General features: G+C 72.9%; 6 protein-coding genes. 1 reads left to right on the forward strand and 5 read right to left on the reverse strand.

Annotated elements, in window-relative coordinates; all coding sequences use genetic code 11:
• Positions 1 to 34: 34 nt before the first annotated feature.
• Genes ACLQ2S_RS13535 through ACLQ2S_RS13545 form a run of 3 tightly spaced genes read right to left on the reverse strand, consistent with a single transcriptional unit; the run spans position 35 to position 9778 of the window.
• Positions 35 to 1636: a (2,3-dihydroxybenzoyl)adenylate synthase gene (locus ACLQ2S_RS13535; RefSeq protein ID WP_196222473.1), complete on the reverse strand. Its 1602-nt coding sequence runs from the start codon at positions 1634 to 1636 to the stop codon at positions 35 to 37.
• Entirely contained in the window at positions 1620 to 8426 is a 6807-nt protein-coding gene (locus ACLQ2S_RS13540) for an amino acid adenylation domain-containing protein (RefSeq protein WP_425701786.1), read from the reverse strand. Before ACLQ2S_RS13540 ends, ACLQ2S_RS13535 begins: the two co-directional genes overlap by 17 nt.
• Positions 8423 to 9778, reverse strand: a complete 1356-nt coding sequence (locus ACLQ2S_RS13545) for an LLM class flavin-dependent oxidoreductase (protein ID WP_155215237.1) — start codon at positions 9776 to 9778, stop codon at positions 8423 to 8425. Before ACLQ2S_RS13545 ends, ACLQ2S_RS13540 begins: the two co-directional genes overlap by 4 nt.
• Positions 9779 to 9900: 122 nt before the next feature.
• On the opposite strand from ACLQ2S_RS13545, the gene ACLQ2S_RS13550 reads away from it, so the two are divergent.
• Positions 9901 to 11370 carry an aldehyde dehydrogenase family protein gene (locus ACLQ2S_RS13550; RefSeq protein ID WP_309222739.1) on the forward strand — a complete coding sequence of 490 codons (1470 nt, stop codon included), beginning with the start codon at positions 9901 to 9903 and terminating at the stop codon, positions 11368 to 11370.
• Between the two features lie 26 nt (positions 11371 to 11396).
• Here ACLQ2S_RS13550 and ACLQ2S_RS13555 read toward each other — a convergent pair whose 3' ends face one another.
• Both ACLQ2S_RS13555 and ACLQ2S_RS13560 read right to left on the reverse strand, forming a co-directional pair.
• The gene (locus tag ACLQ2S_RS13555; RefSeq protein ID WP_425701787.1) at positions 11397 to 12620 is read right to left on the reverse strand and encodes a cytochrome P450; all 1224 of its coding nucleotides are present in this window, start codon (positions 12618 to 12620) and stop codon (positions 11397 to 11399) included.
• 59 nt (positions 12621 to 12679) lie between these two features.
• Positions 12680 to 13822 carry an acyl-CoA dehydrogenase family protein gene (locus ACLQ2S_RS13560; protein WP_309222737.1) on the reverse strand — a complete coding sequence of 381 codons (1143 nt, stop codon included), beginning with the start codon at positions 13820 to 13822 and terminating at the stop codon, positions 12680 to 12682.
• Between the last annotated feature and the right edge of the window lie 2 nt (positions 13823 to 13824).

Here is a 13824-nt window from a genome sequence, read left to right on the forward strand (position 1 = left end):
ATCTGTGCGGCGAGGCCCCGCCCGGTCCGACTGGTCAGGCCCTCGCCTCGGTGACCATGGCGACCAGGGCGGCCTTGTCGATCTTGCCAACTCCGGTACGTGGCAACCCTCCGACGACGACCAGGCGGTCGGGCAGCTTGTAGTCGGCGACTCCGCGTCCGGTGAGCCAGTCGCGTAGCGCCGCGAGCGTCGGCGGTTCACCGGCGGCCACCACGGCCGCGCAGGTCTTCTCGCCCAACACCGCGTCGGCGATCCCGATGACCGCCACCTCCCGCACCTGATCGTGGGTGAGCAGGTGTTCCTCGACCTCCTCGGGTGGCACCTTCTCACCGCCCCGATTGACGACGTCCTTGATGCGGCCGAGCACCACCAACCGGCCGTCGGCGTCGAGGCGTACCCGGTCACCGGTGCGCAGGTACCCGTCGGCCGTGAAGGCGCGGGCGTTGTAGTCGGCGGCCCGGTAATAGCCGCGCAGCACGGTCGGCCCCCGGGCGAGCAACTCGCCGCTCGCGCCCGGTGACACCGGGCGGTCCTCGTCGTCGACCACGAGGATCTCGTCGGCAGCGGACAGGGGAAGGCCCTCGGTGCTCGTACGGACCTCCAGCGGGTCCTCGCGCCGGGTGAAGACCAGCAGCCCCTCGGCCATGCCGAACCACCGGGTGATCGTGCAGCCGAGCGCCGCCTCGGCCCGCTGGGCGACGGCCGGTGCCAGTGGCGCACCGCCGACCTCGATGGTCACCGCCGACAGGTCGGCGCCGAAGACACCGGCCAGGTCGGACCAGAGCGGCAGGTACGCGGGCATGAGGGTGGTCAGGGTGACCTGCTCCCGGGCGACCAGCGGGAACACCTCGTCCGGGCTGGGACTCGACGCCAGCACGGCCCGTCCGCCCACCCGGAGCGCGCCGAGCAGGCCAGGACAGCCGAGCGCGGCATTGTGACTCACCGGCAGGGCGGCCAGGTAGACGCCGTCGGCGTCGAAACCCATCTCGGCCGCCGTCGCCCGGATCTGGAAGTCGTAGTCCCGATGGGTACGCGGGATCAGCTTCGGCGTGCCCGTGGTGCCCCCGGAGAGCAGGAAGAAGGCCACCTCGGCCGGGTCGACGTCGACCCGCACCGGCGGGCCGTCCACGGCGGACAGCGGGGTGAACTCCCCGGCGTCGTCGTCGGCGATGAGGATGTGACGCAGCGACGGCACCTCCTTGCGCACCTCGGCGGCGAGCCGCCGATGGTCGAAGCCGGCCACCGTGCCCGAGGTCAGGTAGGCGACGGCGTCGGTGTGTGCGCAGAGGTACGCGATCTCACTGCGGCGGTGGGCCGGCAGCGCGAACACCGGAAGGGCACCGAGCCGGAACGCGGCGACGGAGACCGCCGCGAACTCCGGGACGTTGGGCAGCTGCACCACGATCCGGTCGCCGCGCCGGATGCCGAGACGGTGCAGACCACCCGCCAGGCGGTCGGCCCAGGCATCCAGGTGGGCGTAGCTGACCGTCCGAGATCCGCAGACCAGCGCCACCCGGTCCCCGTCGGTGGTGGCCACCTCCCGGAGCAGATCGGCGAGCGTCGCGTCACGCCAGTAACCCGACCGGCGGTAGCGTTCGACCGCCTCCGGTGGCCACGGCTCACAGCCGTCCAGCACCGCGCACCTCCTCGATCGGTTGCCGGGCCGATGCCGACAGGACCCAGCCCAGCGCCTCCGGTAGGTGGTCCTGCCAGGTGGCGAACGTGTGCCCGCCTGGACCGGCCACATGACGGACCGGATTGCCGGCGGCGGTCAGCGCGTCGGCCAGCTGTACGCTCCAGGCGCGGATACGCGGATCGTCACCCTCGGCCGCGTACACGTGGAACCGGGTGCCCGGGGCGGCGTCGCTTCGACGCAGCAGCCAGCCGGGCTCCTCACCGGCTGGCGACCACCACAGCGGACCGGACAGGGCCAGCACGCCGTCGACCATCCGTGGGTGCCGCACGGCCGCGGTGACGGCGGCGACGGCACCGAGGCTGGCACCGGCTGCGACGACCCGTACCCGATCCGGGTCGAGCCCGAGCCACTCACAGGCCAGCGGCACCGCCTCGGCCATCAGCGCGTCGACGAAGGCGACCCCCTCCGACAGTTCGGCCTGGCGTGTCGACCAGTCGGGGTGGGAGACGAACAGCGCCGGAGTCGGTGGTATCCGCCCGGCGTGGGCGAGGTCGTCGAGGACGCCCGGCGCCCGCATCACGTCGACGAAATCCGACCCGTCCGGGGCGACCAGCAGGGTGTCTCCGGCAGCTGGCGAATAGCCCGGCGGCACGTACAGGTCGACCCGCCGGAGGGTGCCCAGCAGTTGGCTGCGCCACTGTCGCCGATGGACGACACCGGTCGGCCGCTCGCCGTCCTGCCGCAGCCGCTCCAGCGCGGCGGCGTACCGGGCCACCGACGGGTGGTCGAAGAGCAGCCGCAGCGGCACGTCCCAGCCCAGGTCGGCGCGGAGCCGATCGGTGGCGTGCACCACGAGCAGCGAGTGTCCGCCAGCGGCGAAGAAGTCGTCGTGCACCCCGACCTGCCGGCCCAGCACCGCCGACCAGACCTTCGTGACCTCACCCTCCAACGAGGTACGGGGTGAGCCGGAGTCCGGGGCCGCCTCGATCCGGGGCTCCGGCAGGGCGTCCCGGTCGAGCTTGCCGTGGATCGACAGCGGGAGGGTCGGCACCGTCTCCACGACCGCCGGCACCGCGTACGGCGGCAGCAGGTCGGCGAGGTGGCGGCGGATCTCCTCCGGATCGGTGGTGGTGCTGTCGTCCTCCGGCACGAAGTAGCCGACGAGGACCGGGCCGGTCTCCGCGCGGTGCACCTTCGCGGCGGCGAACCGCACCTGCGGGTGCGACCGCATCGCGTGCTCGATCTCCTCCAACTCGATGCGGTACCCCCGGATCTTCACCTGGGTGTCCGCCCGGCCGCCGAACTCCATCACCCCGTCCGGACGTTGCCGCCCGAGGTCGCCGGTGCGGTACATCCGGGAGCCGGGGGGACCGAACGGGTCGGGCAGGAACCGGTCGGCGGTCAGGTCCGGTCGGCCCAGGTAGCCACGCGTGACCCCCGCGCCGCCGATGTAGATCTCGCCGCGTGTGCCCCGGGGGACCGGCCGCATCCGGGAGTCCATGACGTACCAGTGCACGTTGGCGACCGGTCGACCGATCGGCACCGGCCCGGTCATCTCCCCGTCGTCGAGGTCGTCCCCGGTGAGGACGGAGGCGATCACCGCGGTCTCGGTCGGACCGTAGACGGGCATGAGACGCCGTGGTGGCTCACCGCAGTGCAGGGTGTTGAAGCTCGACGTGGCGATCACGTCGCCGCCGGAGACGATCCGGCGCAGCGGGGCCAACCTGGCCACGCCCCGGTCGATGGCCAGGTCCAGCAGCGGCGGGACGAGGAAGACGACGGTCACCTGGTAACGGTGCACCAGCGTGGCGAGATCATCGGCGAGCACGTCGACCGGCGCGCTGATGGTGGCCGCGCCCGCGCACAACGGCGCCAGCAGTTCGAGAGTGGCCACGTCGAAGGTGTGCGGGGCGAGCTGGAGCATCCGGTCACCCGGTGCCAGGGCGAGCCAGTGCCGGGCACCGTGGAAGAAGTTGGCGAGAGCGCCGTGCGGTACGGCCACCCCCTTCGGCGTACCCGTCGAACCGGAGGTGAACAGGACGTTGGCCAGGTCGTCCGGGCCCAGCTCGACCTCGGGTGGCGTCGGCGGTTGACCGGCGACGGCCGGGTCGTCGGGTTGGTAGTCGCGCACCGGCACCTCGTCGGTGGCCAGCAGCGAACCCAGGTCGTCGGCGACCAGGAGCGCCGGGCGGGCCTGCTGGAGCGCATGGTGGATGCGGCGCGGCGGGTGGGTGGGGTCCAACGGAAGGTAGGCGGCACCGGCCTTGAGGATGCCCAGCAGTACGACGACCCGGTGGACGTCGCGTCGTCGGCACACGGCGACCACGTCGCCCCGACGGATCCCCGTCTCACGTAGATGTCGGGCGTAGCGGTTGGCCCGCGTGACCAACTCGGCGTACGAGAGGCAACCGGTCTCGTCGACCACCGCCACCGCGTCGGGATGCCGGGCCGCCTGGTCATCGATCATGGCGACGGGCGAGTGGAACGGGACCGGTTCGACCGGCCCGGCGGCCAGCCGTGGTTCGGGCCGCTCCACCGGGCGGACGTCGGACAGGGCCCGGTCGGGCTGCTCGACGACCGCGACGGCGAGGGCGTTCATCCGGTCGAGCAGGGCCCGCATGTCGGCGGTGTCGTAGCTGGCCGACCGGAAGATGACGACGAGCGCGAGCGTGTCGTCGAGCAGTGTGGTGTGCACCTCCACGCCGAAGCGCGGCCCCACCGCCATCGGTGGCTCGTCGCCAGGTCGGTCGAGGGCCGCCGCCAACTCGTCGCCGGAGTGAGCGGTGTGCACCAGCAGCACGTCGGACAGCGGGTTGCGTCCGCCGTCGGACTGCCCACCCATCGTCGGGACGACCAGCTCGTAGGGGGTGTCCTGATGCTGCTGGGCGGTCATCGTCTCGGTGCGCATCCGGCGCAGCAGCGTGCGGAACGACGGGTCGTCGGTCGCGTCGGCCCGCAGCATCACGGTGTTGGTGAGCAGACCGACCAGGTCGGCCATCTCGGCCAGCAGCCGGCCGGTCAGGCTCGACCCGAAGACCACGTCACCGCTGGTGGTGTAGGGGGCCAGGCAGGCCGCGAGGAGGCTGGCGACGGCCGCGTACGGGGTGACCTGTTCGCTGGCGGCCAGCCGGAGCAGACCGGCGGTGACCTCCGGATCCCACCGGGCCGTCACCATTCCCGCGTCGGTCGAGGGGCTTCCGGAGGTCCTGCGGGGGCTGGTCGGCAGTTCCAGTGGTGGGGCACCGGCCAACCGCTCCTGCCAGTACCGCAGCTTCTGGTCGAGCACCTCGCCGGTCAGTTGGCGACGCTGCCAGTGCGCGACGTCGGCCATCTGCGCCGCCGGTTCGGGCAGGGTCTCGCCCCGGTACGCCGCCCGCAGCTCGCGGGTCAGCACCGCCCGGGACCAGGCGTCGACCGCGATGTGGTGGCAGGCCAGCAACACCGTGCAGGCGGTCCGGTCGCGCACCACGATGCCGCGCAGCACCCTCCCGCCGGCCAGGTCGAAGGGCTCGGTGTAGACGGCGGAGAACAGCTCGGAGGTACGCCGCCGCGCCGCGTCGTCGGTCAGGTCACGCAGGTCGTGCCAGGCCAGAGCGGGTGGGTACGGGGCGATCACCACCTGGTGTGGAGTGCCGTCCGGGCCCGCCTCGTAACGGGTACGCAGGGCCTCGTGGCGGCGGATCAGCGTCGCCACGGCCTGCTCCACCCGGTCACGGTCGGCGTCGGCGGCCAGCCGGACGCTGATCGGCACGTTGAACGCGTGCTGTGCCTCGCCCAGCTGGTCGAGGATCCAGAGCGCCTCCTGCCCGTGGGTCAGCGGTGCTGGCGCGTGCCGGTCCGCGTCCGGTCGACGCAGCGGCGACGGCCCGTCGTCCCGGTCGGCCAGATGGCGGGCCAGGTCACGCACGGTGGGGAAGTCGAAGAGCGACGCCAGCGGCAGGGTGATGCCGGTGGCGTCCTGGACCCCGCGCAGCACCGGCAGCGCCAGCAGGGAGTGACCTCCGACGTCGAAGAAGCTGTCGGTGACGGTGAAGTCGTCGATGCCGAGCACCTTCCGCCACACCTCGCCGACCAGGCGTTCGTAGCCGGCGACCCGCTCCGGGTCGGGCGCGGCCTCGGCCCGACGCAGGCGGGCCAGCAGCGCGGCGTGATCCGGCTCGGCGGGCAGGTCCGGTGCGACCTCGGCGTGCTCGGGCAGTGCCGCGCCACCGACCGCGCGGGCGGCACCGGCCAACACGCCGGTGAGCTGTTCGGGCGCGGTGTCGACGAACGCGGCGAGCCGGGTGCGCCCACCGGAGCGGTGGCTGACCACCGCCGCCCGGCGCACCCGTGGGTCGTCGGTCAGTACCCGTTCCACCTCGGCGAGGTCGACCGGGACACCGCCGACGGTCACTCGGCGGTCGCGGCGGTCGAACCAGCGCAGGTTGCCGTCGGTGTCGACGAACGCCCGATCGCCGGTGTCGAACAGGCGCCCACCCGGCGGTCCGAACGGGTCGGGTCGGTACCGCTCGGCCGTGCGGGCGGGCTGCCCGTGGTACCCGACGGTGACGCCCGACCCTCCGAGGTAGAGGCGTCCCACCATGCCCGGCGGCACCGGGCGCATCCGCTCGTCCAGCACGTGGGCGGTCGCGCCGTCGACCGGCGTACCGATGATCCGAGGCTCACCCGCCGGGGCGGTGCACGCGGTCGCGATCCCGGTCGTCTCGGCGCGGCTGTGGGTACGCCGTACCGGCTGGGGCACCGGCAGCTCGGCGAGCGCCACCGGGTCACCGGCGACGACGACGGTGTCGACCGGATCCAACGCGTCGGGGTCGGCGTCGATGACGTCGGCCAGTTGCTCGGCGGTCAGCAGCAGGGTCGACGGCGCGTGCCGGGACACCTCGCCCACCACGTCGCCGCTGTCGGCTAGCAAACAGGTCCCACCGGCCCGCAGGACGGCCCAGAAGGCGAGCGGGAACCCGTCGAGGAGCAGCACCGGCTCGTCCGGTCCCAACTCGACGCCGGCCGACACGGCCGCGAGATTGCCGTGGTCGACCAGCACCGGGCCGTCCGGGGTGACCTGGAGGACCGCCACGTCCAGCGGCGTCGGCCAGTCCTCGCCGGGGTCGGCGTCGAGAGCCGCCACCGTGTCGGCGTGGTGCGTGACGCCGGGGACCGGCGGATCGCCCGGGTCGACGAGCGTGTAGGCCGCGCCGCAGCGTAGGACGGCGAGCGCGTCGACGATCGCCTCGGGACGGAGCGGTCCGGACACCGCCACGACGTCGCCTCGACCGACGCCCGCCTGCCGCAGCCCGGCGGCCTTCCCCTCCGCCGCGTGCACGAGTTCGGCGTAGGTCAACGCGCCGGAGTCGGTGGCCACCGCCTCGGTGTCGGGGCGGTGCCGCGCGTGCTCGGCGATGGCCGCGAGCAGCGTGACCTCCGGGGCGGGTGGCGGCTCGGCGGGCAGTCCGGCGGCCAGGTCACCGGTCAGCGGCAGGTCGAACAGGGGCGTGTCCGGCTCCCGGGCCACCTGCCGGGCCAACGCCACCAGGTGGTCGCGGAGCCGTTCGATGGTCGGCGCGGCGAACAGGTCGGCCCGATAGATGAGCAGGCAGGAGAGCTGACCGTCGACCACGGCGGTCTCCGCGTCGAGGTCGAAGTGACTGGCCACGACGGCGGCCGTCTCCTGAGGTTCGAGCCGGATCGCCCCGTCGTCGTCGGCCGCCGCGCCGGTGAACTCCTGATGCGCGATCACCACGTTGAACACGGGCTGTCGGTGCAGGTCGCGTCGGGGCGCGAGGTCGGCGACGACATGGTGGAACGGGGCGTCCGCGTGTCGCATCGCCTGGAGGACCTTGGTGCGGACCCGCCCCAGCAGTTCCCGGAACGACGGGTCGTCGGTCAGGTCGACCCGCAGCGCGACGGTGTTGACGAAGTTGCCCACCACGTCGGTGAGGGCGGCCATGGTGCGCCCGGCGGTCGCGGTGCCCAGCAGCAGGTCACGCTCGGACGTCCAACGGGCCAGCAGCGCGGCGACCAACGCGGTGGTGGCGACGAACCCGGTCGCGCGGGCCGATCGGGCCACGGCGAGCAGGTCGGCGGTGACCTCGGCGGGCAACATCATGGTGGCCACGGCCGCGGTCGCGGTGGTCATCGGCCCCGGCGTGAAGTCGGTAGGCAGCACCAGCGGGGTCGAGGTGGCGAGTTCGTCCCGCCAGTAGGCCACCTCGGCGTCGAGCGCCTCGCCCCGCAGCCAACCGCGCTGCCAGGTGGCGAAGTCGGCGAAGGTCACCGGTAGCCGGGGCAGTTCCGTCCCGGAGTGCAGCGCGGCGAGGTCACGTGAGATGAGCCGTACCGACCAGCCGTCGGCGACGATGTGCGGGATGGCCAGGCACACCCGGTGTCCACCGCCGGGTGCGGGTGCGCCGACTCCGCGTACGAGGCGACCGCTGGTCAGGTCGAAGGGTTCCCGCATGACCTCGGCGACCAGCTCGTGCCACCGGTCGTCGTCGACCGTCTCGTGCCAGCGCACCTCCGGCAGGTAGCCGGGGCCGACGCGGAGGGTCGGCGCGTCGCTGCCGTCGGCCTGGAACCGTAGCCGCAGCGCGTCGTGCCGGTCCACCAGTGCGGTGAGAGCCGCCTCGAAGCTCGTCCTGGTGACCTCGGGGGCCAGCCGCAACGACAGCGGGACGGTGTAGGCGGTGTTGGCCGCGTCGAGCTGCTGGAGGAACCAGAGCCCTTCCTGCGAGTACGCCAGCGGGGCGCTCTCCGGCGCCGGGTCGGCCGGTAGCAGCGGCGGTTTCCGCGTCATCGCACACCCTTCGGATAGTGGCGGACCCCGGCACCGAAGTAGCGTTCCCGCTGGGTGCTCTCGGCCGGGTCGTAGGCGGTACGGAACAGCCCTCGGCGCTGCAACTCCGGCACCAGCAGGTCGCAGATGTCGTCGATCGCGACCGAGGGTGGGCAGGGCACCAGGTTGAATCCGTCGACGTCGGCGATTTCGAGCCACTGCTCCATCCGGTCGGCCACCTCCTCGGCCGTGCCGAACAGCATCATCGGCGCGTCACGGCGGGCCCGGCGGGGCCGGGAGGCGATGTAGCGGATGTCGCCGACGGTCCACTCCCGGTCGGGGCTCAGCCGACGCAGGAAGTCGAGGAAGGAGTGGCTGGCCTGACCACGGATGTCGCTGACCGGGGCGTCGTCGGGATACGCGGCGATGTCGAAGTCCATCCAGCCGCACCACTTGGCCAGCTGTCCCTCGCCGCTCCACAACTGGGAGTAGAGCTTGGCCCGGGCGCGGGCCTGCTCCCGATCGGCGCCGACCATCGTCATCGAGCCCTGCAACGCTTTGATCGACCGGGGATCGCGGCCCGCCCGGCTCGCCGCCTGCCGCAGCTCGGCGACCTTCTTCGCCCCGGTCTCCGGATCGGCCAGGGTGAGGAAGACGACCTCCGCGTGGCGGGCCGCGAACTCGATGCCCCGGGGTGACGCGCCCGCCTGGAACAGCAGTGGTGTCCGCTGTGGTGACGGCTCGCACTGGTGTGGGCCCCGGACGGAGAACCACTTCCCGGCGTGGCCGATCTCGTGCACCCGGTCCGGGTCGGTGAAGGTGTCGTTGGCCGCGTCGCGGACGACCGCGTCGTCCTCCCAGCTTTCCTCCCACAGCGCCCGCACGACCTCCACGTACTCGTCAGCGCGGTCGTAACGGACGTCGTGGTCGAGGAACTCGCCCATCCCGTTCTCGGCCGCCGACCGCAGATAGGAGGTGACCATGTTCCAGCCGACCCGGCCGTCGGTCAGGTGGTCGAGCGAGGAGAACAGTCGGGCTGCCTGGTAGGGCTGGTGATAGGTGGTGGAGTAGGTGACCGCGAAGCCCAGGTGCCGGGTGACCGCGGCCATCGCGGGCAGCAACAGCGTCGGATCGATCATCGGGACCTGCACACCGTGCCGGACGGCCGCCGCCCACGACCCCTGGTAGACGTCGTAGAGGCCGAAGACGTCGGCGAAGAACAGCGTGTCGACGCGGGCGTCCTCAAGCCGTCGGGCGAGCGCGGTCCAGTGGGACAGGCTCTTGTAACCCTCTGCGGTGCGGTCCTGCGGATCCCGCCACATGCCCTTGAACTGCGGTGCGGGCGAGCACTGGGTGAACACGGCGAGATGCATGCGTGTTGTCCCCTCGTCGGGCCGAAGATCGAGCGAAGTCTACGGTCGACGCCCGTCTAGGACACCGGTGTGCGAGCTGCGCGCAACCGCACTGGGCAGGGACGACGATTAGCATCCGGGCTGTGGCCGTTCTCGATCCACCGCTCGACCGCATCCCCACGAGCGCCGTCCTGATCGGCGGGGACCACGTCCCGTCGGCGACCGGCGGCATCTACCGTCATCACTACGCCGCGACCGGTCGACCCACCGTCGAGGTGGTCGGCGGCGGGGCGGCCGAGATGTCGGCGGCGGTCGCCGCCGCCCGTTCCGCCCTGCCCCGTTGGTGGGCGATGCCGCCCGCCGGTCGACGCGACGCGCTGCTGCGACTGGCCGACCTGATCATCGAAGACGCCGAGACGCTCACCGAGTTGCAGGTCCTGGAGATCGGCCTGCCCCGTCAGTTCGCCGCCGCCACGCCCCAGGTGGCCGCCGACTTCCTGCGCTACAACGCGGGCTGGATCGACAAGTCCGGCGGCGAGGTGGTGGCCGGGGCGGTCGGTCACGGCTGGAGCCACACCCTCGACGAGCCGTACGGTGTGGTGGCCGCCCTGCTGCCCTACAACGGCGCGGTGGCCATGCTCGGGCAGGTGCTCGGGCCGGTGCTGGCGGCCGGTAACGCGGTGGTGGTGAAGCCGTCCGAGTTGGCACCGTTCACCGCGGTGCGGATCGGTGAGCACTGCCGGCGGGCGGGCCTACCGACCGGCCTGGTCAACGTGGTCACCTCCGACGCCGTCGGGGGCGAGGCGCTGGTGCGTACCGCCGGGGTCGACAAGATCCACCTGACCGGCGGTGTCCCGACCGCCCGCCGGATCCTGACCGCCGCCGCCGAGCGGCTCACCCCGGCCAGTCTCGAACTCGGTGGCAGCTCCGCCCACCTGATCTTCGCCGACGCCGACCTTCGGGCGGCGGCCCGGCAGGCCCTGTCCGGTGCGGTGATCCTCAACGGGCAGGCCTGTGCGCGGGCCAGCCGGATCCTGGTCGAGGACTCCGTCTACGACCGGGTGCTCGACCTGGTCCTGAGCCGGCTGTCGAAGCTGGTGGTCGGCGACCCGCAGCGGCCGGGCACGGTGCTCGGCCCGCTGGTGTCCCAGGCGGCCGTCGACCACTGCACCGAGGTCATCGACCGGGCCCGCCGGGACGCCGCCGTGGGCAAGTTGGTCATCGGGGGCGAGCGGCTCGGCGGCGACCTGGCTGACGGGTACTTCGTGGCTCCCACCGTCTTCTCCGGCGTCGAACCGGCCGCCGAGCTGGTGCAGGAGGAGGTCCTGGGGCCGGTGCTGGCCTTCTCCCGATTCTCCACCGAGGACGACGCGGTGGCCGTGGCCAACGGCACCCGCTACGGGTTGGCGGCCTACCTGCACACCACCGACCTGCGTCGGGCGCACCGCCTGGTCCGGGCGTTGGACGCGGGGGCGGTGTGGGTCAACGGCTTCTCCGGGCTGTCCCCCGCGACGCCGTTCGGGGGGACCGGGCACAGCGGGTACGGCCGACTCGGCGGCCGGGCCGGTGTCGAGGAGTTCCGGCGTCCGAAGGCCGTCTGGTTCGGCCGCTGAGCGCGTGTAGAGCAGGGCACACGCTCCTACAGAGACGTCACCGCCAGCGGGACCTGGTGGTGTCCACGCAGGTTGAAGTGGGGGCGGAGTACCGCCTCGCCGGCGGGTTCGAGCGAGTCGACGCGGGAGGCCAGCCGCTCGAACACCACCGTGCCCAGAGCCCGCGCCAGCACCGTACCGAGGCAGGTGTGCGGGCCCCCGCCGAAGCTGACGTGCGGGTTGGGGTGGCGGGTCAGGTCGAGCCGGTCGGGGTCGGCGAAGCGCCGTGGATCGCGGTTGGCCGAGGCGAGCAGCAGCAACACCGCACGGTCCTTACGGATCGTCCGGTCGGCGATCTGCACCGGCGCCGACGTGAGACGGGCGACCCACTGGATCGGCGCGTCGTAGCGCAGCAGTTCCTCGACCGCGTTGGCCGCCAGCTGCGGCCGACCACTGAGCTGCCGCCAGGCGTCGGGATGCCCGGCCAGAGCGGCGCAGCCTCCGGCAACCAGGTGGATCGTGGTCTCGAAACCGGCGAAGAGCAGGAACACCGCGTTGTCGACGATCTCGTCGTCGGAGAGCACGGTGCCCTGGTGGCGTACCCGGGTGAGACGGGAGATCAGGTCGTCACCGGGCACGCGGCGTCGGGCGGCGACCAGCTCGGCCACGTAGTCGCGCAACCAGCCGATCGCCTCGTGCTGCGCGGCGATCCCACCTTCGGCGACGTACGGGATGAGGATGAACGCCCGGCCGACGTCGATGGCCCGGCGGACGATGTCGGGCCGGTCGGCAGCCGGTGCGCTGAGCAGCTCACACGCGACGGCGGTTTGCAGCGGTAGGGCCAGGTCGGTCATCGCGTCGAATCCGCCGCGCTGTACGGCGTCGTCGAGGAACCGGTCCATCCACGTGCCGACGTCCGCGGCGATGGCGCGTACGGCGGCCGGGTTGAGGGCCTGGGCCATCAACCGGCGAACTCGCACGTGGTCCTTGCCGGGCAGCCGGGGCACGATCCGGGTGAGCGCGGTGTCCGCCCGGCCACCGGCGACCGAGTAGGCCAGCCGCAGCAGGTTCGACTCACCGGTGGCGGCGAAACCGTGCCCGAGCCGGGGATCGCGCAGCAGCTCGGCCACCTCCGCCCATCGGGGCACCACCCAGGTGGCCGGGCCGCCCCGGCACACGGCGGCCTGTTCGCGCAGGCGGGCATAGGTCGGGTACGGATCGACGAGCAGCGCCGGATCCAGCGCGTCGAATCTGGCTGCGGTGACGGGCACCGTGACCTCCAGTTGAGTTCCCTGATCGCGGCCGACCCGCGCCGGAGGATCAGGCCGCCTCATCGGCCGCCGTCGTCCGGTGTCTCACCGACCAGCGACGCCCCGAGCGCGGCGAAGGACTGGCGGCCGGCCACGAAGTGTTGAGCGGCGGTCCGCATGTCGCGGAAGCGGCGCTGTAGCGGGCACGAGTCGTAGACGGCGGTGCCACCGGCGAGCCGGTAGGCCGTGTCGACGACCGCGGTCGCCTCGGCGATGAGATGTGCGGCGGTGGCCCGGGTGCGTGCCCGGCGACGTGCGGGTGACGCCTCGATCTGTTGCTCGGCCGCCCGTGCGGCGTCGAGCAGGACCGTCCGGGCCGCCCGACAGCGCACGTCCGCCTCGCCGAGCTGGTCCTGGAGCTGCGGCGACCGGGACAGCGGCACCCGGCTCAACGCCGGTCGCTTCCCGGACATGACCAGCTCGATCAGCTCGGTGGTGGCACCCTCGGCGATACCCAGGGCGACGGCGGCGATGATCAGACTGGACGTGGCGACCCGGTCCGCGACCACCTCCGCCCCCGGGTCGGTCCGCGACCCGGTGAAGCCGCGGTGGTCCGGGCAGAGCGCCCGGGTGACCGTGACGTCGTGGCTGCCGGTGCCGCGCAGGCCGAGCGCCTGCCAGGAGGGCTCGATCGTGACAGCGGACGCGGGCAGCACGACCATCCGGCTCGACACCTCGCCGTCCGGCCCACGGGCCAGGCTCCTGCCGTCCTGCACGGCGCAGTTGAGATAGAACCAGGACGCGTGCCGACATCCGGAGACGAAGGGCCAGCGACCGCTAACCTGCCATCCGTCCGCAGTCGACGCGGCCCGTCCCTTGATCGCCACCGCGCCGGCCGCCACCACGTCGGGTCCGTCGGCGTAGACCTCGGCGGCTGTCTCCGGACCGCCACAACCGATGATGAGCTGCGACAGCGCCACCTGGCCGACCACCCAGCCGACCGACGGGTCGGTACGGGAAAGGGCGGCGAGCACCGGCAGCACCTCGCTGACGGGCAACTCGTCGCCCCCGTACCGGGCCGGCACGACCATCCGGAACAGCCCCGCCGTGCGCAGGGCGGTCACCGTGTCGGCCGGCAGCTGGGCGCTACGTTCGGCCTCGTCGGCACCGGCGGTGAGCGCGCCGACCACCGCGTCGACGCGGTCGAGGGCATCGGTCCGCACGG

This window comes from Micromonospora sp. DT48 (assembly GCF_049844495.1).
GTDB lineage: Bacteria > Actinomycetota > Actinomycetes > Mycobacteriales > Micromonosporaceae > Micromonospora.